General features: G+C 70.7%; 16 protein-coding genes. 10 read left to right on the top strand and 6 right to left on the bottom strand.

What is annotated here, in order from left to right; genetic code table 11:
- The first annotated feature begins 117 nt into the window (after positions 1–117).
- Positions 118–348, top strand: coding sequence for a mycoredoxin (locus ACFVAV_RS26910; protein ID WP_189027531.1), 231 nt, complete (start codon positions 118–120; stop codon positions 346–348).
- A 159-nt stretch (positions 349–507) separates the two neighbouring features.
- On the opposite strand, the gene nudC is transcribed toward ACFVAV_RS26910, so the two are convergent.
- The 4 genes from nudC to ACFVAV_RS26890 all read right to left on the bottom strand — a co-directional run bounded on the left by nudC (position 508) and on the right by ACFVAV_RS26890 (position 9,851).
- Positions 508–1,401, bottom strand: coding sequence for an NAD(+) diphosphatase (gene nudC, locus ACFVAV_RS26905; RefSeq protein ID WP_379038201.1), 894 nt, complete (start codon positions 1,399–1,401; stop codon positions 508–510).
- Positions 1,402–1,430: 29 nt separating this feature from the next.
- Entirely contained in the window at positions 1,431–2,486 is a 1,056-nt protein-coding gene (locus tag ACFVAV_RS26900) for a potassium channel family protein (protein ID WP_379038160.1), read from the bottom strand.
- Between the two features lie 85 nt (positions 2,487–2,571).
- Positions 2,572–6,093 (bottom strand): ATP-dependent helicase, encoded by a 3,522-nt coding sequence (locus tag ACFVAV_RS26895; RefSeq protein ID WP_379038158.1) that lies wholly within the window; start codon positions 6,091–6,093, stop codon positions 2,572–2,574.
- Entirely contained in the window at positions 6,090–9,851 is a 3,762-nt protein-coding gene (locus ACFVAV_RS26890) for an ATP-dependent helicase (protein ID WP_379038200.1), read from the bottom strand. Before ACFVAV_RS26890 ends, ACFVAV_RS26895 begins: the two co-directional genes overlap by 4 nt.
- Before the next feature lie 88 nt (positions 9,852–9,939).
- On the opposite strand from ACFVAV_RS26890, the gene ACFVAV_RS26885 reads away from it, so the two are divergent.
- The 5 genes from ACFVAV_RS26885 (at position 9,940) to ACFVAV_RS26865 (ending at position 14,760) form a co-directional block, all read left to right on the top strand.
- A complete protein-coding gene (locus ACFVAV_RS26885) occupies positions 9,940–10,731 on the top strand; it encodes an alpha/beta fold hydrolase (RefSeq protein WP_379038157.1) in 792 nt (263 codons plus the stop codon).
- A 6-nt stretch (positions 10,732–10,737) separates the two neighbouring features.
- On the top strand, positions 10,738–11,028 hold the full coding sequence (locus ACFVAV_RS26880; RefSeq protein WP_379038154.1) for an MGMT family protein: 291 nt from the start codon (positions 10,738–10,740) through the stop codon (positions 11,026–11,028).
- Positions 11,029–11,169: 141 nt separating this feature from the next.
- Positions 11,170–12,912: an NTP transferase domain-containing protein gene (locus ACFVAV_RS26875; RefSeq protein WP_379038153.1), complete on the top strand. Its 1,743-nt coding sequence runs from the start codon at positions 11,170–11,172 to the stop codon at positions 12,910–12,912.
- A gap of 55 nt (positions 12,913–12,967) precedes the next feature.
- On the top strand, positions 12,968–14,407 hold the full coding sequence (locus tag ACFVAV_RS26870; RefSeq protein WP_379038152.1) for an ATP-binding protein: 1,440 nt from the start codon (positions 12,968–12,970) through the stop codon (positions 14,405–14,407).
- A 38-nt stretch (positions 14,408–14,445) separates the two neighbouring features.
- Positions 14,446–14,760 (top strand): hypothetical protein, encoded by a 315-nt coding sequence (locus tag ACFVAV_RS26865; RefSeq protein WP_379038150.1) that lies wholly within the window; start codon positions 14,446–14,448, stop codon positions 14,758–14,760.
- Between the two features lie 50 nt (positions 14,761–14,810).
- Here the strand turns inward: ACFVAV_RS26865 and ACFVAV_RS26860 are convergent, their stop codons facing one another.
- Entirely contained in the window at positions 14,811–15,008 is a 198-nt protein-coding gene (locus tag ACFVAV_RS26860; protein WP_379038149.1) for a hypothetical protein, read from the bottom strand.
- A 415-nt stretch (positions 15,009–15,423) separates the two neighbouring features.
- On the opposite strand from ACFVAV_RS26860, the gene mtnA reads away from it, so the two are divergent.
- The 4 genes from mtnA to ACFVAV_RS26840 are packed head-to-tail and all read left to right on the top strand — an operon-like array spanning position 15,424 to position 19,700.
- Complete coding sequence (gene mtnA, locus ACFVAV_RS26855; protein ID WP_379038147.1) at positions 15,424–17,265, top strand: S-methyl-5-thioribose-1-phosphate isomerase; 1,842 nt, start codon at positions 15,424–15,426, stop codon at positions 17,263–17,265.
- A gap of 2 nt (positions 17,266–17,267) precedes the next feature.
- A complete protein-coding gene (locus ACFVAV_RS26850; protein WP_379038146.1) occupies positions 17,268–17,843 on the top strand; it encodes an acireductone dioxygenase in 576 nt (191 codons plus the stop codon).
- Positions 17,840–18,532 (top strand): acireductone synthase, encoded by a 693-nt coding sequence (gene mtnC / locus ACFVAV_RS26845; protein ID WP_379038144.1) that lies wholly within the window; start codon positions 17,840–17,842, stop codon positions 18,530–18,532. Before ACFVAV_RS26850 ends, mtnC begins: the two co-directional genes overlap by 4 nt.
- A gap of 46 nt (positions 18,533–18,578) precedes the next feature.
- Positions 18,579–19,700: a hypothetical protein gene (locus ACFVAV_RS26840; RefSeq protein ID WP_379038143.1), complete on the top strand. Its 1,122-nt coding sequence runs from the start codon at positions 18,579–18,581 to the stop codon at positions 19,698–19,700.
- Positions 19,701–19,709: 9 nt separating this feature from the next.
- Here ACFVAV_RS26840 and ACFVAV_RS26835 read toward each other — a convergent pair whose 3' ends face one another.
- Positions 19,710–20,609 (bottom strand): hypothetical protein, encoded by a 900-nt coding sequence (locus tag ACFVAV_RS26835; RefSeq protein WP_379038142.1) that lies wholly within the window; start codon positions 20,607–20,609, stop codon positions 19,710–19,712.
- Positions 20,610–20,611 lie beyond the last annotated feature (2 nt).

Here is a 20,611-nt window from a genome sequence, read left to right as displayed (position 1 = left end):
CCGATGGCCGCCGTACCTCGGATTACGGCGCGCCGATGCGGGCAGAGGCCGGCCCGGAACACGACGCGCTCCCCCGACGTTGCACATCCCGTGACTGAAGCAACCACTGATCTGACGATGTACTCGACCACCTGGTGCGGCTATTGCCGTCGCCTCAAGACCCAGCTCGACGAGGCGGGCATCACCTACACGGTGATCGACATCGAGGACGACCCCGCTTCGGCCGAATTCGTCGGCAGCGTCAACAACGGCAACCACGTCGTCCCGACGATCAAGTTTCGTGACGGTTCCACCGCGACCAACCCGTCGCTGTCCCAGGTCAAGCAGGCACTCGCCGCCCTGGCCTGACCCGCCCACCACGCCCCGACCTCGAGGAAGTCCGCCGCGCAGCGGCGGTCGCGGCCGTCCCGCCGATCAGGCGCCGTTGCGTAGGCGACGAAGGAGCAAGCAACGGTGCCTGATCGGCGGGACAGGAAGGGCCGCGACTCGAGCGCGCCAGCGCTCCAATTACTCAGCCCAGGATTCGATGATCGTGCGCGCGATCGAGATCGAACCTGGCACCAGCAGCCGCGCACCGGATTCCCGCGCCGACCAGTCTCCGGCCCCCAACGCTGCCCTGACCTCGTCGCGGGTGAACCAGTGCGCCTCGGCGATCTCGCCGTCGGAGAACACCAGCTCCTGCGCCGGATCGCCGACCGCAGCGAAGCCGACCATCAGCGAGCGCGGGAACGGCCACGGCTGGCTGCCCAGGTAGTGGATCTCGCGCACGTCGACGCCCACTTCCTCGCGGATCTCGCGCTCGACGCAATGCTCGAGCGACTCACCGGCCTCCACGAACCCCGCCAGCAGCGAGAACATCGTGGCGGGCCAGCTGTGCTGACGCGCAAGCAGCACGCGGTCGGCGCCGTCGTGCACCAGGCAGATGATGGCGGGGTCGATCCGCGGGAACTCTTCCTCGCCGCCCGTGGTGAGCCGGGACCAGCCCGCCCGCGCCGAGGTGGTCGAGGTGCCGTCGCCGCCGTGGTAACCGGCACGATCGTGCCAGTTCAGCAGCGCGTAGGCCGTGGCCAGCAGGTCGGCGGTGAAGTCGTCGACAGCACCGAGCGCCCGCAGGTCCTTCAGCGTTCCGTCGAGTTCGGGCTCGCGCACGGCCCACAGGTGGCTGCCGTCGGCGACGCCGAGGAAGACCGCGCCGGGACCCGGCTGTTCGGCGATCGTGACGGCAGCGTCGAGGACGACACCGGCGCTCTCGACCCGAACCCGCCCGCGCGCGTCGACACGCAGGACCTTCGCTTTACCCCAGCCTTCACGCAGGGCCTCGGGATCGAGCCGGACGTGCTCGGCTCGATCGATGGCGGAACGCGACAGCAGCGGAACGTCTTTCAGTCGGAACGACACAATGCGAGCCTAGTCGTTATCCCGGTCCCGGCTTACTTCGCGCTGCGCCGGATGTAGAGCAGTTTGTCGCCCGCGTCGAGCGCGTCGACCTCGGGTTCACCCACCCGGATCAGGTTGCCGCCGCGCACCACGCCGAGCACGATGTCGCTGAGATGCCGCGGCGATCCCCCGATCTCGCCCGGTTCGACCTCGCGTTCGGCAACCGCGAACCCCTGTTCGGGCGTCAGCAGATCCTCCATGACCTCCACGACGGACGGTGTCGTGGTGGCGATGCCGAGCAGCCTGCCCGCGGTCTCCGAGGACACGACCACCGAGTCGGCGCCGGACTGGCGTACCAGGTGGGTGTTCTCGGCCTCACGGATGGCGACGACGATCTTGGCCGTCTTGTTCAGTTCGCGGGCGGTGAGCGTCACCAGTGTGGCCGTGTCGTCGCGATTGGTGGCGACGATGACCGCGGCGGCCCGCTGCACGCCGGTCAGCCGCAGCACATCGGACTTGGTGGCCGAGCCGTGCACGGTGACCAGGCCCGCGTTCGCGGCATGCTCGAGTGCCACGGCGTCGGTGTCGACGACCACGATCTCGGACTTCTGCACCCCGTCGCCGAGCATGGCGTCGATCGCGGTACGTCCCTTGGTGCCGTAGCCGACGACGACGGTGTGATTGCGCACGGTGTGCCTCCATCGCTGAATCTTGAACGCCTGCCGTGACCGTTCGGTGAGCACGCTGAGGGTGGTGCCGACCAGTACGATCAGGAACAGGATGCGCAGGGGGGTGATGACGATCGTATTGATCAGTCGCGCCGACGGGGAGTACGGGGAGATGTCGCCGTAACCGGTGGTCGACAGCGAGACGGTGGCGTAGTACATCGCGTCGAGGAACGACAGCTCGCCGCCGGCGTTGTCGTTGTAGCCGTCACGGCCGACGTACACCACGGTCGCCGCGGCGAACAGCAGGGCGATCGCGAACAGGACGCGGCGGGTGAGCGACACCCACGGACTGGCCTGCGTCGCGGGGATCCGCAACAAACCGACCAGCGCGTAGTCAGGGCTGCTGCTGAGCCCGATCGGGCCGACTTTATCCCCTAACATCGCCCCCTCCTTTCGCTCGGCCCGTCACCGATTTCGTCAGGCTCCGGCACAATCCGGGAGCCTACTGCGTTCGCGCGCCGCGGGCTCATTCGACATCCGGGGCCGGAGCAGCGTCGCGGATGAGCTGTTCGAGTTCCTGCGGCCCCGCGAGGTCGGTGGGCGCGATGGTGCGGCCGGAACGGACGTAATGGAATGCCGCGCCGACCTGTTGGAGCATCTGGTCCTCGGTGGCGCCGGTGCGGGCGGCCATCAGCCGGGCCCAGGCGAGGCGGTAGACGGCCAGCTGCACGGCGACGGCGGCTTCGTCGGCGGGGCCGGGTTCGGCGCCGGTCTTCCAGTCGACCACCACCCAGCGGCCGCCGGATTCGGCGAAGACGGCGTCCATCCGGCCGCGGATGACGGTGCCCGCGATGCTGGTCTCGAACGGCACCTCGACGTCGATGGGGTTGCGGTGCGCCCACGGCGACCGCCGGAACGCGGCCTGCATGGCGGCGAGTTCCTGGTCGGCGCGGCCCATTTCGGCCGTGCTGTCGGCGGCGCCGGGCAATTCGTCGAGGCCGAGCAGCTGTTCGGTGCCGAACCAGGACTGCACCCAGGCGTGAAAGGCCGTGCCGCGCCGGGCCATCGGGTTCGGCGGGTACGGCAGTGGGCGACGCAGGCGGGCCGCCAGGCGGGTGGGGTCGGCACGTAGTTCGACGAGCGCGGTGGCGGGCAGCTGGCCGGGCAGCTCCACCTGTTGTTCGGCCAGTTCGGCCGCGGTGAATTCGGCGAGCAGGGCGTCGACGTCGGTGGCCCAGCCCTCCGGGTCGTCTTCGTCGTCCGCCTCGGGATCGGCCGGCCGGGAGCGCAACTGTTCGAGCGCCTCGCGGACGAGCGCGGCGCCCTGTTCGATCGGGTCGCGGCGACCGCCGAGCGGGTCGCGCGGCCACTGCGCGGTGGGCGGGTTGTCGGCGAACGGGTTGACGGCGTCGGGCGGCGGCTGGTCGTCCCAGCGGGCGATGGTGGCGACACCGAAGGCCGCGCTGCCGGGGTCCTCGTTGGCCTGTTTCAGTTCGAGCAGGAACTCCGACGGCCCCTTCTGCGCGGTGCCGGTCTCGGGCCAGTAGTAGGCCGAAACCAGCAGCACCCGTTCGGTTCTGGTGAGGGCCACGTAGAACAGCCTGCGTTCCTCGTCGAGCCGGCGGCTCTTGAGCGCGTCCTTGTGATCGGCGATGGCGTGCTCGAGTTCGGCACGATCACCCACCCGGCTCAGGTCGAGGACGGGCACGCCCTCGGACGCGTCGGGCTGGGCGCGGTCGCCGCGCAGGGCGGTGGGCAGTTCGGTGAGCGCGCCGAGCCAGGTGCTCAGTGCGGTCGTCGACGGAAACACCGACGCGCTCACGTGCGGTACCGCGACGACCTCCCATTCCAGCCCCTTGGCCGCGTGCACGGTGAGCACCTGCACGCGATCGCGCGCGACCTCCACTTCGCCCGGCTCCAAACCGTTTTCGACCGATTCGGCGGCCGTGAAGAAGGCCAGCAGGCCACTCAGCGACGCCCGCGAGTCGGCCGCGTATCCGGCCACCACCTCGGCGAAGGCGTCGAGGTGCTCGCGGCCGGCGCCGCCGCCGGCGATGGCGCGTCTGGCCTGGGTCTCCACGCCGACGCCGATGCTGCGTTCGACATCGGCGACGAGCTCGACCAGCGGCTGCCCGCTGCGTTCGCGCAGCGCGGCCAGCTCCTCGCCGAGTGCGACGATGCGGGTGAACCCCGCCTCCGAATACTGGTCGGGCGCACCCGGATCGGCGATGGCGTCGGCCAGACCTGCCTGCTCGGTGGGTTCCGGCGCGACCTCACGCAATGCCGTCGCCAGCCCGGCCGCGTCGGTGATGGCGTTGGACGCGTCACCGGACAGGCTGCCGATCGACAGCATTCGCGCGCGCCGGGCCAGGGCGGCCAGATCGGCCACGCCGAGCCGCCAGCGCGCGCCGGTGAGGATGCGGATCGCGGCGCTGCCGGTGCCGGGTTCGGCGATCAACCGCAGGGTGGCGACGATATCGGCGACCTCCGGTGTCGCCAGCAGCCCACCGAGACCGACGATTTCGACCGGGAGCCCTTGTTCACGCAAGGCCTCCGCGATCGGTGCCGCGTCCGCATTACGCCGGATCAGCACCGCCGATGTCGGCGGCGGCTGCTCGGCCTCCCGCGCCGTCGCCCATTCCCGCGCGATCCGCTCGGCGATCCAGTCACGTTCCTGGGCAACGGTTTCGGTGAGTGCCAGCTCCACTGTTCCTGGATGCGCTTCGGGTTTGGCCCGCAGCGCGTCCACCGTCGCGCCGCCAGCCGCCTTGGCTCGCAGTCGCAGCGGATCGGCGACCAAATTCGCCAGAGCGAGTGCTTCCGGTGGGTTCCGCCAGCTGGTCAGCAGCGGCAGGATCGGCGCGGGAACACCTGGCGCAGTGGGGAAATCAGTCGCGAAGCGCGGGAGGTTGGCGGCCGAGGCGCCACGCCATCCGTAGATCGATTGCATCGGGTCACCAACCGCTGTCACGGCGAGGGTATCGCCGCCACGCTCGCTGGTGAGCGGGTCGGATCGTGCCGCCGAGCCGAGGTGATCCGCCGGGCCCCACAACATGTCGGCCTCCGCCGCCGGGGCGGTCGGCGCACGGCCACGCACGCGCACCGGGCGGGGCCGATCCTGTCGGACGGCGTCGGCGTTGCCGAACAGCGCGGACAGCAGCACTCGCTGGGCATGGCCGGTGTCCTGGTATTCATCCAGCAGGACCAACTTGAACCGGGCGCGTTCGGCGGCGGCGACCTCCGGATGGTCGACCGCCAGCTGCGCTGCCAGGGACATCTGCGAGCCGAAATCCAGTGCACCGCGCCGGTTCAGCGCTTCGGCGAGCTGACGGACCAGCGGCAGCAGCGCCACTCGCTCACGTTGCGCGTCCACCACCGCAGTCAGCGTTCTACTCGGCCCGCCACGCTGCCGCGGACCGGCGGGCAGGGTGTAGACGAGCTTCTCCAGCTCCGCGTGCGCCTCGGCCAGCTGTTCCGGTTCCACCAGGTGCTCGGCGAGCTGCCCGGACAGCGCGAGGACCGCCTCGGTCACCGATACCGGCGTGCGGTCGGTGTCGAGGTCGCCGTCCCAGGACCGCACCACCTCGTGCGCGAGCTGCCACAGCTGGGTCTGGGTCAGCAGCGCGGCCGACGGCTCGACGGGCAGCAGCAGACCGTGCGCGGTGAGCAGTCTGCCCGCGTACGAGTGATAGGTGCTGATCTCGGGTTCGGCGCCGGAGATCAGCGTGCGCAGCGCACCGGTCGGGTCGACCTCGCGCACCAGCGGCGCACCGGCTAATCGGGCCAGGCGCGTACGGATGCGGGAAGTCAACTGCTGGGCAGCTTTTCGGGTGAAGGTGAGACCGAGTACTTCATCGGGTGCCACCAGCTGATTGGCCACCATCCACACCACCCGCGCGGCCATCGTCTCGGTCTTGCCCGCACCCGCGCCCGCCACCACCAGCGTCGGTCCCGGCGGCGCGGCGATGACCGCGGCCTGTTCGGCGGTCGGTGGCGGCAGACCGAGCGCGTCGGCCAGCCGTTCCGGGGTGACGCGCACGCCGCTCACTCGTCGGTCACCTGCCGTCCGGTGTCCTGCACCGGGCAACTGCCCGCAACGGGACAGTGCCTGCACCCGTCGTTGCGCACAGCGAGGTATCCGGGCCCGCGCGTGGCGGCGGCGGCATCGTGGATCGTGGTGCGCCAGGTCTCGAGACCCTCCGCGTCCAGGGCCGTCTGGGCGCGTTCGGTGGCGCCGGTCTTGTTGTGCGGCTTGGCGACATAAACCAGCCGCGCGCCACCGGGATCTCCGACGGACGACGGCCCGGCGGGCTCCTCCTCGTCGAGCGCGCCGTGGGCGGCCGCCACCTGGTAGGTGGCCAGCTGGGCATGATCGGCGACAGCCTTCGCGCTGACCGGTGTCTTGCCGGTCTTCACGTCGACGATCACGAACCGGCCCTGCGCATCGCGTTCCAGCCGGTCGATGCGGCCGCGGATCCGCACGGCGCGTTCGTCGTCCGCTCGCGCGGGGAGCACGCAGTCCACCGGTACCTCGACACCGGCCTGGGTGAGTTCGCCGCGGGTGGTGCGCACCCAGGCGAGGAAGGTCTCCAGCATCGCCTCGGTGCGGCGCAGTTCCTGCCGGGAATGCCAGCCGGTGGCCGGGTCGACCGTCGTCCACGCTTGGTCGAGCGCGGCGCGGACCTGCGCCTCCGGCACCTCACCGGCCAGCGCCTGCACCAGCGTGTGCACGAGGTTGCCCTTGACGGCATGCGGGTTGTCGCCGTCGGTGCCGCCGTGACGTTCCAGTGCCCAGCGCAGCGGGCAGGTGCGCAGCAGCTCGACCGTCGACGGGGACAGCCCGATCGGGGAATCGTCGTCGTCCCACAGTTCCCGGTCGGAACTGAGCTCCGCGGTGCCGTACCAGTCGCCGGGGTCGGTGCCGGGGACACCGGCGTCGGCGAGCCGGGCCAGTTGATGGGCGGCCCGGTCGCGCCGGTCGGGTGCGGTGGTGGGATCGCAGACCACACCGCGTAATTCGGCGACGAGCGCGTGCATCACCAGCGCCCGGCCGGGATCGGCGACGGGCAGCGCGCCGGGTTCGCCTGCATCGTCGTCGCCGAGCAGTTCGGTGAGGAACCGCGACGGCACGAGATCCTGATCCCCGGCCGCGGATTCGACCGCGGTGACCAGCAGCGAGCGCCGCGCCCTGCTGCACGCCACCAGCAGCAGTCTGCGTTCCTCGGCGAGGATCGGTGCGGCCCGGCTCGTCGTCGCGCCGGGATCGACACCGGCGACCAGGTCGACGAGGTCCTCGGTGTGCAACAGGGTGCCCCTGGCGCGCGGGTTGGGCCAGATGCCCTCCTGCACAGCGGCCACCGCCACCACATCCCATTCCCGCCCGGCCGCCGCGTGCGCGCTGAGCAGCGACACCGCTTCGCCCTCGGCGGTCAGCGGCCTGCCCTGCTGCGGAATCTGCTGGTGCAGCAGGTATTCGACGAAACCCTCGATGCTGGCCCTTGGCAGCCGGTCGACGTACGCCGCTGCGGCGTCGAACAATTCGACGGCCGCGTCGAGGTCACGGTCGGCCTGCATACCGGCGGCACCACCCCGGCGGGACTGGCGGAACCAGCGCCGCTCCAGCCGCGAGCTGGTCCACAGCGTCCACAGCACGTCTTCGAGACCCTGCCCCCTGGCCTGGGTCTGTCTGGCCTTGCGCACGGCGCGGAGCACGCGCTGCAGCGGCGCGGCCTCCACTTCGGTGAGTCCGTCGAGCAGACGTTCCTCGCCGATGCCGACGATCAGGTCGCGCAGCACCTCCGCCGAGGACTGGTCGATCAGCGGCACCGCGGGCGGTTCCGGTTCCGGCCGTGGCGGCCCCCTGTCGACCGGCGGTGCGGCAGGCAGGGTTTCGGCGTCGAGGATGTCGATGTCGTCGGGCAGGCGTTCGGCGATGTCCCAGTCGGGTTCGGGGTCGGGGCGCAGCGGGTCGTCGGGGTCGGGTTCCGGCGGCAGCCATTCGTCATCGATCGGGTTCGGTTCCGGCTCCGGCATTTCCGGCATTTCCGGTGGCGGCGCCGCCGCGTCCCACAGCAGGAATTGGTCGGAAGCGTCGGCGTACGGGTCGGCGGCGGCCAGCGCACCGGTACGTTCCAGGTCGAGGACCGTGCGCCGGACACCGCGACGCAGCCGGCGCAGCGCGATCTGGTCGGCGCCGCCGAGCGGCCCGGCCAGCAGATCCATCGCGTCTTCCGGCGAGAACATGGCATCGATCGCCCGGCGCGATCCCGGCCGCGACGGATCACCCGCCAGCAGCACCCGCAGGGCCAGCACCATCCACGCCGCGCCCCGCCTGCGCGCGAGCGGCTCGGCCACCGCGGGCCTGCGCACCGGCACACCGGCCGCCAGCAGTGCCCGCCGTAGCGGTGCGAGCGAGAGCGGCACCGACCGCACGATCACCGCCATCGACGACCACGGAATCCCGTCGGTCAGGTGCGCCCGGCGCAGATGGTCGGCGATGAGCGCCGCCTCCTTGGCCGCCGTCGACAGCACGCGAACCCGCACGCTCGACTCGTCGACCTCGGTCGCATCGGTCTGGTCCGGCTCGCCGCGCGCCTCGAGATCCGGACCGCTGTGCGCGAACAGCTCCGGCATATCACCACTGATCGCCGAATCATCCTCCGCGCCTAGAGAGTCAGGAGATTCCGGCGGCTGTGTCTCCTGCCCGGGCAGCACCCGATGACGCGCGCTGCCCGGCAACCGCGCCGCGATCCGGGCGGTGGCGAGACGGATCGGCGCACCACTGCGATGGTTGTGCCGCAAGATGATGCGCCGCTGCGGCACCGTGTCGATGTCGGCCAGGAAGCGCGAATCGGCGCCACGGAAGGTGAAGACGCTCTGATCCGGGTCCCCCGTGATCACCGTGCTCGCGCTGCCGCTGCCGATGGCCCGCACCAGGGTCGCGGCCTGCGGGTCGAGATGCTGGGCGTCGTCGACGAGCAGAGAGCGAATCCGGTCGCGTTCGCCGGCCAGCAGGTTCCGGTCGCCGGCCAGCGCGTCGAGGGCGGCGCCGACCAGCTCGGCCGCGTCGAGGGCGGGCGCTGTCGCCTCCGGCGCCGCGACGCCGACCGACCAGCGCAGCATCGACGCCTCTTCGTAGCGCTGGAAGAACCGGCCCGCCGCCACCCAGGCGTCGTTGTCGTGTTCGCGGCCCAGCGCCATCAGGTCTTCGGGGCCGAGCCCGCGTTCGGTGGCCCGCAACATCAGGTCGCGGAGTTGTTCGGCGAACCCGCCCAGCGCCAGCGCGGGTTGCAGCCGTGGCGGCCACAGACCGCGCGCGCCCGCCTCGATGTCGGCGAGGTCGCCGCGCAGCATCTCGCGCAGCACCGCGTCCTGTTCCGCGCCGGTGAGCAGCCGGGGCGGCGGGTTGCCGTGCAGGTCGGCGTGGCGGCGCAGCACCGAGAACGCGTAGGAGTGCAGCGTCCGCACCATCGGTTCCCTGCTGGCGCCGGGAATGCCGCCGGCGTGCGGGCCGAGCTGAGTGGTGATCGCGTCGCGCAGTGCCACTGCGGCCTGTTTGGTGTGGGTCAGGACCAGGATCGATGCGGGGTCGGCGCCGTCGGTGATCCGCGCGGTCACCAGGTCGACGAGCAGGGCGGTCTTCCCGGTGCCCGGCCCGCCGAGAACCTGCCACGGCAGCCAGCCCGGCCGTGGTGGCGCGGGCTGGGCCTGCTCGGCGAACAGCGCGCGAACAGGGGCGCCCCAGGCCCGCGGCCGGGGCGCCCGCGTCGTCCGGCGCACGAGTCGCACCGAGCTATCCGATCGCACCACGTCGGCTATTGCAACAGACCAGTACGACACGCCAGCACTCCCCTGCCGGGGAGACACGCTGCGCGACCGCGCGCGACCGGCCAGAATGGCTGTCGTGTCCTCGCTTCATGTGCACCGTTTCGGCCCCGCCGACGGCCCCGTCGTCCTCGCCCTGCACGGTCTCACCGGCCACGGCAACCGTTGGGAAACCCTCGCCACCGAGCACCTCCCCCAGGCCCGGGTAATCGCCCCCGACCTGCGCGGACACGGCCGATCCAGCTCGCTCCCGCCCTGGGATTTCGAGACGATCGTCGACGACCTCGCTACGCTGCTGCGCGCCGAGACCGACGGCCCGGTCGTCGTGGCCGGGCACTCCTTCGGCGGCGCGGCGGGCATCCACCTGGCCCGGCGGCATCCCGACCTGGTGCGGGCGCTGGTCCTGCTCGACCCCGCGATCGGCATCGATCCCAAGCTGATCGAGCAGGTCGCGCTCGCCAACCTGTCCTCCCCCGACTACACCGACATCGCCGAGGCCAGGTCGGACAAGCAGCACAGCGCCTGGGGTCCCGACGAGGTGGACCCGGCGGCCCTCGAGCGCGAGCTGGCCGAGCACCTGGTGCCCACCGAAGGCGGCCGGGTCGGCTGGCGGATCTTCCAGCCGGCGATCACCTCCTACTGGGGTCAGCTGGCGCGGCCGTTCGTGCTGCCGCCCGCCGATCTGCCGACCGTGCTCGTGCGAGCGGCGAAGGTACAGCCGCCGTACGTCACCGGTGACTTCCTGGCCGCGCTGTCCGCCCACCTCGGCGACCGGCTCACCGTCGAAGTCTGGGACTGCGATCACATGGTCGCCCAGGCGCGGCCCGCCGAAGCCGCCGCCCTGATCGCCGCGGCCCTGTAGCCGGCGATGGCGGCCACCACGGAGGAACAGGTCGAACGGGTCCGCGCGCTGGTCGCCGCGATCCCGCCCGGCCGCGTCGCCACCTACGGCGACATCGCCCACGCCGCGGGCCTGTCCTCCGCCCGCACCGTCGGCTGGATCATGCGCACCGATTCCGCCGACCTCCCCTGGCACCGGGTCATCGGCGCGTCCGGCCGTCCGTCGCCCCACCTCGCCAACCGCCAACTGCGCCTTCTCGCCGAAGAGGGCGTCCCGATCGCCGACGGCCGGGTAGACCTCCGCACGGCGCGGCTGTAATCCTCGGCCCCGGCACGACGGCCGTGACGACCACCCGACCGCTCCACGATCAGCCTCGCGCGCCGAACCCGGCGCTCGAGCATCGACGTCACGCCCCGCTAGCATGACATTTGTGCCGATCACCCAACGCCGAACCAGCCGATGACCGCCGCCGACGCGATCGTGCTCGCGGGTGGGCGAGCCAGCCGGATGGGCGGCGTCGACAAGCCCGCGATCGTGATCGGCGGCAGGTCGATGCTCGACACAGCGCTGGACTCGGTCCGTGACTGTGGCGAGATCGTGGTGGTCGGGCCGCATCGGCCGGAGTTGGCTGCCCGGATTCAGCAGGTCCGTGAGGTGCCGCCCGGTTCGGGTCCGGTCGCGGCGATCGGCACCGGTCTGAGCGCGCTCGGTCCCGGTTCGGCGCCCTGGATCGTGGTGCTCGCCGCGGACATGCCGTTCCTCACCGCAGGCACCGTGCACGAATTGCTGCGCCGGGCAGCCGAATCCACCACCGACGCGGTCTTCGCGATCGATAGCTCCGGGCGTCCCCAGTATCTCGTCGGCGTCTGGCGGCGCTCCGCCCTCGCGGCCGCGCTGGCCGGGCTCGATTCCCTGGTGAACCAGCCGATGAAGGCGATCGTGCCCACCGAGACGACCTCGGTCGAGCTGCCCGGCACCGGTGACTGCGACACCGAGGAAGAGGTCCGCCGCGCCCGCGAGACGATGGCCGCCCGCCCGGCGACCCGGCTCGACCTCACCGAAGCCAGGGCGCGCCTCGTCACCGACCTGACCCCATTGGTCACCTACGAGGCCCAACTGGGCGAGGTCGCCGGCGCCACGCTCGCCGCACCGATCATCGCCGCGGGCGCCCTCCCCCGCTTCGACGTGTCCGCGATGGACGGCTACGCCGTGTGCGGCGACGGCCCCTGGCAGCTGCGCCGCGACATCGGCTTCGCCGGCGGGGCCAGACCGGTCGGCCTGCTGCCCGGCGAGGCCGTCCGGATCGCCACCGGCGCCCACGTCCCCGACGGCACCACCTCGGTCCTGCGCGACGAGTTCGCCGCGATCACCGGCGACGACCTCACCCGCCTCCCCGACACCCCGCTCCGCAGCGATGTCCGCCGACGCGGCGAGGACCAGATGGTCGGCGACCTCCTCGCTCCCGCGGGCACCCGCGTCACCACCGCGCTCCGCTCGGCGGCCGCCTCGGTAGAGGTCACCTCGGGCCTGGTCCGCGGCCCCGTCCGCGCCCGCATCGTGATGACCGGCGACGAGATCCGCAGCACCGGCCCCCTGCAAACCGGCCAGACCCGCGACTCGATCGGCCCGGTACTCCCCGACATCCTCGCCGGCCTCGGCGTCCACGTCGTCGACCGCGTCCACCTCCGTGACACCGCCCATGGTTTCGACGAGATGCTCACCGCCACAGCCGGTTTCGACCTCCTGGTCGTCGTCGGCGCGACCGGCGGCGGCGCAGCCGACCAACTGCGCACCGCGATCGCCCGCGCCGAAGCCCGCATCGTGGTCCCGAGATTGGCCATGCGCCCGGGCGGTTCGACAGTCGTAGCCGAACTCCCTACCGGCCCAACCATTCTCGGCCTCCCCGGCAACCCCTTCGCCGCCATCGCCGTCCTCCTGGCCCTCACCCCCTCGATCGTCGCGGGCCGCACCGCGGCTCCCCCACCCCGCTCCATCCGCGGCCCCCTGCACAACGCCGCCGAAATCGCAGGCCCCATCCAGCGAATCACCCCCGCCCGCTACGCCCCCGAAGGCGGCTACACCGGCGACGCCTCCGTCCGCACCGCCCACCTCGCCGGCCTGATCGACCGAGACGGCCTGGTCATCGTTCCCCCGGAAGCCACCGACAGCACCATCGTCGAGTTCCTACCGCTGTCGCACTGAGTGCCCTAAACTAAGATCTAATCTTAGTAAGATGACATCTTAGTTAGGTGCAGCCATGGAGTTCATCGGCCGAGCCCATGACCTCAACCTTCTCACCGGTCAACTCGCCTCAGTCACCGGTGGCGAAGCGGGTACGCCCGGTCGCGCGGTGATAGTCACCGGATGTCGCCGGGTCGGCAAATCACGCCTCGTGCAGGAATTCTGCGACCGATCGGGCACCCCCTACAGCGTGTTCCAGGCAACGCGCGGTCGAAACCCCGTAGCCGAGCGCGCCGACTTCGTCGAGACCGCGAGCCGCATCGACTCCCCCGACGCGGCAATGGTCCGTGGGATGCCCGCTGTCGACTGGAACCAGGCGTTGCGAACCCTCGCGATCGCGGCGCCTGGCGATCGCCCTTCGATCGCTGTCATCGACGAAGTCCCGTGGCTCGTCGAACAAGATCACGAGTTCGAAGGCGCGCTGCAGACCGTGTGGGACCGCGACTTGTCCCGCAAACCCGTCCTGCTGATCCTGGTCGGCAGCGATATCTCGGTTATGGAAGCGCTGGGCGCCCGCGACCGCCCGTTCTTCGGCCGTGCCACCAAAATGACCGTCGACCCGCTCGACGTGGCGGACGTGCAGACAATGACCGGCCTCGACGCGGCCGCCGCGGTCGACGCCCGCCTCATCACCGGCGGCTTCCCGCAGATTCTGACCTCGTGGCGCCCAGGCATGGATCGGCTCGACTTCCTCCGCGAAGCCACGGCGGACCCGCTGTCGCCGCTCCTTGTCGCCGGCGAGCTGTCCTTACTCGGCGAATTCCCGGAGGGCACTCGCTCCCGCGCCGTCCTGCAGGCAATCGGTAGCGGCGAACGCACGTTCGGCGCCATCGCCGCCCAGGCGGGCTCCACCGGGACACTGCCGGCGGGCACCCTCAACCCGCTGCTGAAAACCTTGCAGGACAAGCGAATAGTGGCCGCCGACCTCCCCCTGTCGACCATCGCCGACACCAAGAACAAACGCTACCGAATCACCGACTCCTACCTGCGCTTCTGGCTGGCCTTCCTGGAACGCGGCATCCCCCTGGTCGAACGCGGCCGCGGCGACCTCGCGCTGTCCCGGATCGAACGATCCTGGACATCGTGGCGCGGCCGAGCCGTCGAACCCTTGATCCGCGCATCCCTGCTCCGCCTGATGCCCGACCAGAACTGGCCGGATACCGAAGAAATCGGCGGCTGGTGGAACCGCGCCAACAACCCCGAGATCGACCTCGTCGGCACCGACCGCGCCCCCGTCGCGAAAGCCGTACACTTCGTCGGCTCGATCAAATGGCTCGAGAACCACCCGTTCGACCACCACGACTACGACGCCCTCACCCGCGCCGTCCTCGCCATCCCCGGCACAACTCCCGACACACCGCTCGTCGCGGTATCCCGTTCCGGAATCACCGACAACGCCCCCGTCGCGAACTGGTGGGGCCCAGACGAACTGGTCGCGGCCTGGCGGACGACCTGAATTCGCGGTCAGATCACTGAATTCTCGCAATTCATGCGTTGGCAAATAATGTTCGAGAATTCATCGGCGGATATCGACACGCCGCGAATTCCCTGGTCGGAATGCCATTTTTCGCGCACCTCTACCGGAGTGCAATTGTGCTGGTTATCGTAGGCGCGTTAGGCGAAACACTATCCCTCGGAAAGGACCGTGTGGAGATGGCTGACAAGTCTAAGAAAGCGCCTAAGAAACCCAAGCAGATGCCGCGGCAGCAGCAGCAACAGCGGCAGGACCAGATGGGCGAGGACTCGCAAGGCATGACGCGAGCAGGCCAGGACGATCGGCGTGAACAGCGCCGCCCCGGCCATCACTGATCTACGTGTGTCGACGAGCCGCCGGTCCCCTTTCCGGCGGCTCGTCCACGTCAGGCCCCGACGCGCTGTAGCGCGGTCGCCGCGGATCCGTCCCGCTGACGGCGAGCCGTCGAAGGATCGGGAGCGGGCACCGCATCGAGCAGGCGGCGGGTGTACTCCTGGGCCGGTGCGGCGAACACGGCACCTACCTCGCCGGTTTCGACGATCCGGCCCTGCCGCACCACAACCCGGTCTGCGACCTGGTGCACAACGGCCCGATCGTGACTGATGAACAGGCCGGCGAAGCCGCATTAGGCACGCAGGTCGGCTGACAGATCGAGCACCCGCGCCTGCGCCGATACATCCAGCGCACTGGCCGGCCCATCGGCCACCAGTAGTCGGGGTGCCAGCGCCAGTGCGCGCCCATGCCGTCCACCGGACAGCTCTCCCCGGCCGTTGCTGCGCGTAATTCCCTGGCAGTCAGCCAGATTCGAGCTGCTCGCCGACCTTGGCCCACAGCTCCCGGTCAACACCCGCGGAATCACCGTGCGCGCCGCCAGGTGCCGCAGCGCACGCGACCGTCGGGCGAAGCGTGTCCGCTCAGTACAGGCCCAGGAGACTGCGCCCCGACCAGGTCGGATACCGTTTACGAGCCGGAAAATGCCACGCAGTGAGGACAACCGAATGGACGACAGTTCCCTGATCTGGGACGACGGTGCGCTCGTCACCATCGACCAGCGCGGACTGCCGCACGAGGTGCGCGAGCTGCGGCTGAGTACCGTCGACAAGATCATCGACGCGATCGCCACCCTCGCCATCCGTGGTGCACCGGCGATCGGTATCGCGGGCGCGTTCGGAGTGGTCATCGCGACCCGAGCGCACACGATCGCCGGCGTGGTCGATGTGGCCGCCGTGCAGGCCGAGGCCGACCGGATCGCCGCGGCCCGACCGACCGCGGTCAACCTGGCCTGGGCGGTCGATCGGGTGCGTGCCCGGATCGCCGACGGCGCCGATGCGGTACTGGCCGAGACCCTCGACATGCTGGCCGAGGACGGTCGCGTCAATCTCGCCGCCGCCACCCACGCCGCCGACCTGGTGCAACGCCTGTGCGGTGAAGGGCCACTACAACTGCTCACCCATTGCAACACCGGCCGCCTGGCCACCAGCGCGGTCGGCACCGCGATCGGCGCGCTGCGGGTGCTGCACGAACGCGGTGCGGTCGCGGACGTGATCGTCGACGAGACCCGTCCGCTGCTGCAGGGCGCCCGGCTCACCGCGTGGGAGCTGGCCGAGGCGGGCATCCCGCACCGGCTGACCATCGACTCCGCCGCCGCGTGGGCGATGGCCACCGGTCAGGTCGATGCCGTGCTGGTCGGTGCCGACCGGATCACCGCCAACGGCGACGTCGCCAACAAGATCGGCACCTTCACCCTCGCGCTGGCGGCCCGGCACCACGGCATCCCGTTCATCGTGGTCGCCCCGGAGTCCACCCGCGATACCGCGATGGCGACCGGCGCGCAGATCGTGGTCGAACAGCGCGCCGCCGACGAGGTCACCGGGTTCGGCGGAGTGGCGAGCGCGCCCGCCGGGACCCCCGTCTTCAACCCCGCCTTCGACGTGACGCCCACCGACCTCGTGACCGCGGTGGTCACGGAAAACGGTGTGGTCTACCGTAATTCGGACATCTTCGACGCACAGGGCCGGGCGACCGCGCCGACCGGCACCGCCGACACCACCCCGCTCGACAGCCGTAGCCACACCGCCGACACAGCGGACCATCGACAGCCGTCGGCCGAGCAGGGCCAGGCGACCGCGCCCACCAGGACGGCCGACACCACACCGCTCGACAGCCGTAGCCACACCGCCGACACAGCGGACCATCAACTGCCGTCGGCCGAGCAGGGACGCGCGATCGCGGCCACGGCGCGGCAGCTCTACGACCGTGGCTGGATGCCGGGCACCGCGGGCAATATCTCGGTGCGGGCAGGCGACGACGCCCTCGTCACCGCCAGCGGGCTGTCCAAAGGCGAACTGACCGAACAGGATACGGTGCTCGTCGGAGTGTCCGATACGGTCGCCAGGCCGGGGCAGAGCCGTAAACCGTCCGCCGAGACCAGCATTCACACCGCCGTGTACCGCACCCGGACGGCGGGAGCGGTCGTCCACGTGCACTCGCCGTTCGCGACGGCCCTGGCGACCACTGCGGCGCGGCCCGGTGACGCGGTGACCACGCTGCGGATCAGCGGATACGAGCTGCTCAAGGGCTTCGGCCTCGACGACCCGGCCACGGTGGACGTACCGGTGTTCCCGAACTGGCCGGATGTCCCGCGCATCGGCGCCGACATCGAGACCTACCTGCGCGACAACCCCACCGCCCCACCGATTCTGTTCATCACCGGGCACGGCATCACCACCTGGGGCGACACTCTTGCCCAGGCGCGTGACCGCGCCGAATGCCTGGAAGCCCTGTGCGAGTTGATCGCCCGCACCGGACGCACCGACGCCACGCCACTCGAGATCGGATAATCATGACCCTGCTGCAAGTGATGGCCGCCGACAACGCCGCCGACGTCCGCGTGCGCACCACCGACACCGCCGAGATCGGCGCCGAGCTGGCGAAGCACGGCATCGCGTTCTCCCGCTGGGATGTTCTCGCCGACGCCGCCACCACCGACTCCGACATCCTGCTCGCCCACTACGGCCCGCGGATCGGCGAACTCAACGCGTCGGGCCGCTACGAGCACATCGACGTCGCCCGCATCCACCCCGACGACGACAACCCGGAGTGGCCCGCCACCGCGGCGGGCGCGCGCGCCAAATTCCTCGACGAGCACCGCCACGCCGAGGACGAGGTCCGCTTCTTCGCCGCCGGTCGCGGCTGCTTCTACCTGCACATCGGCGACGCCGTGCTGGCGACGGTCTGCGAAGCGGGCGACCTGCTCTCGGTGCCCGCGGGCACCCTGCACTGGTTCGACATGGGCACCCGGCCCGACTTCATCGCCATCCGCTTCTTCGAGGAGGCCGACGGCTGGATCGGCGACTTCACCGGCGACAAGATCAGCGCGGGCTTCCCCACGCTGGACGAACTGCTCACCGCCCCGTGACCCGCGCCATCGTCCTCGACATCGAGGGCACGACCAGCCCCACCGACTCGGTCCGCAACGACCTCTACGGTTACACCGAGCAGCGCTTGCCTGCCTGGCTGGCCGAGAATGCCTCGGGCGCTGCCGAATCCGTGATCGCGCAGACCCGTGAACTAGCCGCTGAGCCCACCGCCGACACCGACCGGATCGCCGAAATCCTCACCGGCTGGCTGCATTCCGACGTCAAGGCCGAGCCGCTCAAGGCGGCCCAGGGCGCGATCTGCGCCCAGGGTTTCCGCGCGGGCGCGCTGCACGGACGGTTCTTCGACGACGTGGTGCCCGCGCTCTCGGCTTGGCACGAAGCCGGGCTCCCGCTCTACGTGTACTCCTCGGGTTCCGAACGCAACCAACGAGATTGGTTCGCCTTCGCCGAGGCAGGCGACCTGTCCGGGCTGATCACCGACCACTTCGACCTCGTCAGCGCGGGCCCGAAGCGGGAACCCAAGTCCTACGACGTCATCGCCGACCGTATCGGCATCCCCGCGCAGGAGATCCTGTTCCTGTCCGACCACCCCGATGAACTCGACGCCGCCGTGGCGGCGGGGTGGCAGGTCGTCGGCATGCACCGCGAGGGCGAGCCCAATCCGCCGCGGGCACCGCACAGCTGGGTCGGCTCGTTCGCCGAGGTCGAGGTCGGCACGGAAGCCTGACAGCCACGCTCTGCAGGACGCCCGCCGACTGATTAGTCTTCCGGGAATGACAACCCCGGGGGATAGCCTCGACCAGCGCGGAGTACCCGCCGACGGACCGACCACCGAGCCGTTCACACACCCGGCGCCCGCGCTACCGGCGATCACGAACCCGGACAGCACCTACACCACGATGCCGGGCACCAACGATCAGCTGGTTCACCACGGCGCTCTCCGGACGGCCGTCCTGCCCGCGTTGTTCTGGCTGGCCATCCTGCTGCCGGTCTATGTGGCCCCGTTGGTCCTGATACGCGTCCCGGCCGTGGTCATCGCGCTGGTCGCGGTCGCGCTCACCGCCTGGCTCTCCGTCAGCGCGTACCTCAAACTCCGCAAGGTGCTGCGCAGCGCGATCGACGACGCGATGCCCGCACCGACCCAGTCGCTTCGATTGGGCTCCGACGCCCTCGATCTCGCCGACCGCACCAGCCACTCGCGGATCGACCACGACCGGATCACCTCGATCACCGTCAATCGCGAGGTCGTGACGTTGCGCTTCGACGGAATGGGGCTGGCGATGCCTCGGGAATTGTGGCCCGACCCCGTGGTCGCGCGACTGCGTGACCTCATCGACCCGCGGCGTACGCCCGCGCCGAGCGATCCGCCGCCGCAACCCCCGTTGCCGAGACCGGCGGAACCACACACCACCGTCGTCGCCGGGCCCGATACCGCTGTCCGGCTCGCCGTGGCACAGCGCCGCGAACCCTGGCTCAGTCGCATTGTGCTGATCGCGGTCGCCATTATCGCGGTGCTCGCCGTCGGGTTCGCGTTCCTCGGCGGGCTGCTCTACGGCCCACTCGGGGTGACCTTCCCGCTGGCCTTCGGAGCCCTGGCCCTGGCATCGTGCTGGCACCTCGCGAACAGGCCGCCCGCGAAGGTCGTCCGCCACCACGAGTGCGCGGCATATCCGGGCGCCACCCTGTCGGCACACTTCGGCACCGACGCCGTTCTTCTCGCCACACCGGCCTGGGTCATGCGGATGCCGTACGCCATGATCGGCAAGATCACGTTCCGAGCCGACATCGCAGCCCTCACATACGGTCTGGTGCCGATCGCACTACCGAGCGCACTCTTTCCGCCGCCGATCACCGCGGGATTGCGTGAGCGCGGGCTGACCGTCGTCGAACGGTGACCGGCGAACTCAGCCGACCTGGGCTCGCACCGCACCCAGCTTCCCCCGCTGCACGGTGGCGAACACCCGGCGGGCGTGGGCGGCGACCGGGCTGGTCGACCAGGGGGCGAGGGTGGTGGTGAACATCAGTTCGCACCAGGACAGGGCCGGGATCTCGCCTGCGACGAGGGTGGCGATCAGGGACAGTTCGGTGTCGTGGCCGAGCCAGGACGCGATCAGCCAGGAGGCGTCGAAGCGGCCGAGGAACTCCTCGGCGTCCTCGGGCGGGCCGTGCGGTGTATCGACGGTCAGGTGGACGACGGCGGCGACGGCGTGCCGCATCTTGGCGTCCATGCCGACCGCGTCGTGCAGCAGCAGGCCCTCCAGTGCCGAGCGCAGTTCCGTCCAAGGGTCTAGAGCGTTGTCCTGCATGACGGGCCTTTCCTGTGGGTCGGTCTGCGGGTCGAGGCCACCGATGATCGACCGGAGAGCCGGCGCACCGTGCGGTTCGGTGGGATCGACGAGATCGCCGAGCGGGCCCGAGGTCCAGTCGAGCCTGCCGAAGGCGTGGCACCAGTCCAGTGCCGGATTGTCTTCGGTGACAACGAGATCGAGGGCCAGACCGGCCATCGATGCGGTGCAGGCCAGCGTGACGGCGTCGAGCTCGTCATCGCTGACCGACAGATGCAGGGTCGCCTTGTCGGCGCCCGCGTCTTCGCGGGCGCGCCCGGCCAGCCAGATCGCGCGCCCTGCCGCGCTCATGGCCGCGGCGGCGCGGTCACCGTGTGGATGGTCGGCATCGGCGTCGAGAAAGGGGCCGTACCAGATCGCCCTGCCCTCCGCGCCACACACCGCGAAGGTGTCCGAGAGGCCGTCGCCGGCGGCGGCGAGCCATATATGTGCGTCGTTTCCGTACTCCGTCACCCTCATCA

The organism is Nocardia sp. NPDC057663 (assembly GCF_042799895.1).
GTDB lineage: Bacteria > Actinomycetota > Actinomycetes > Mycobacteriales > Mycobacteriaceae > Nocardia.
The sequence above is the reverse complement of the archived record's forward strand: the minus strand, read 5'-3'. Positions and strand labels throughout refer to the sequence as shown.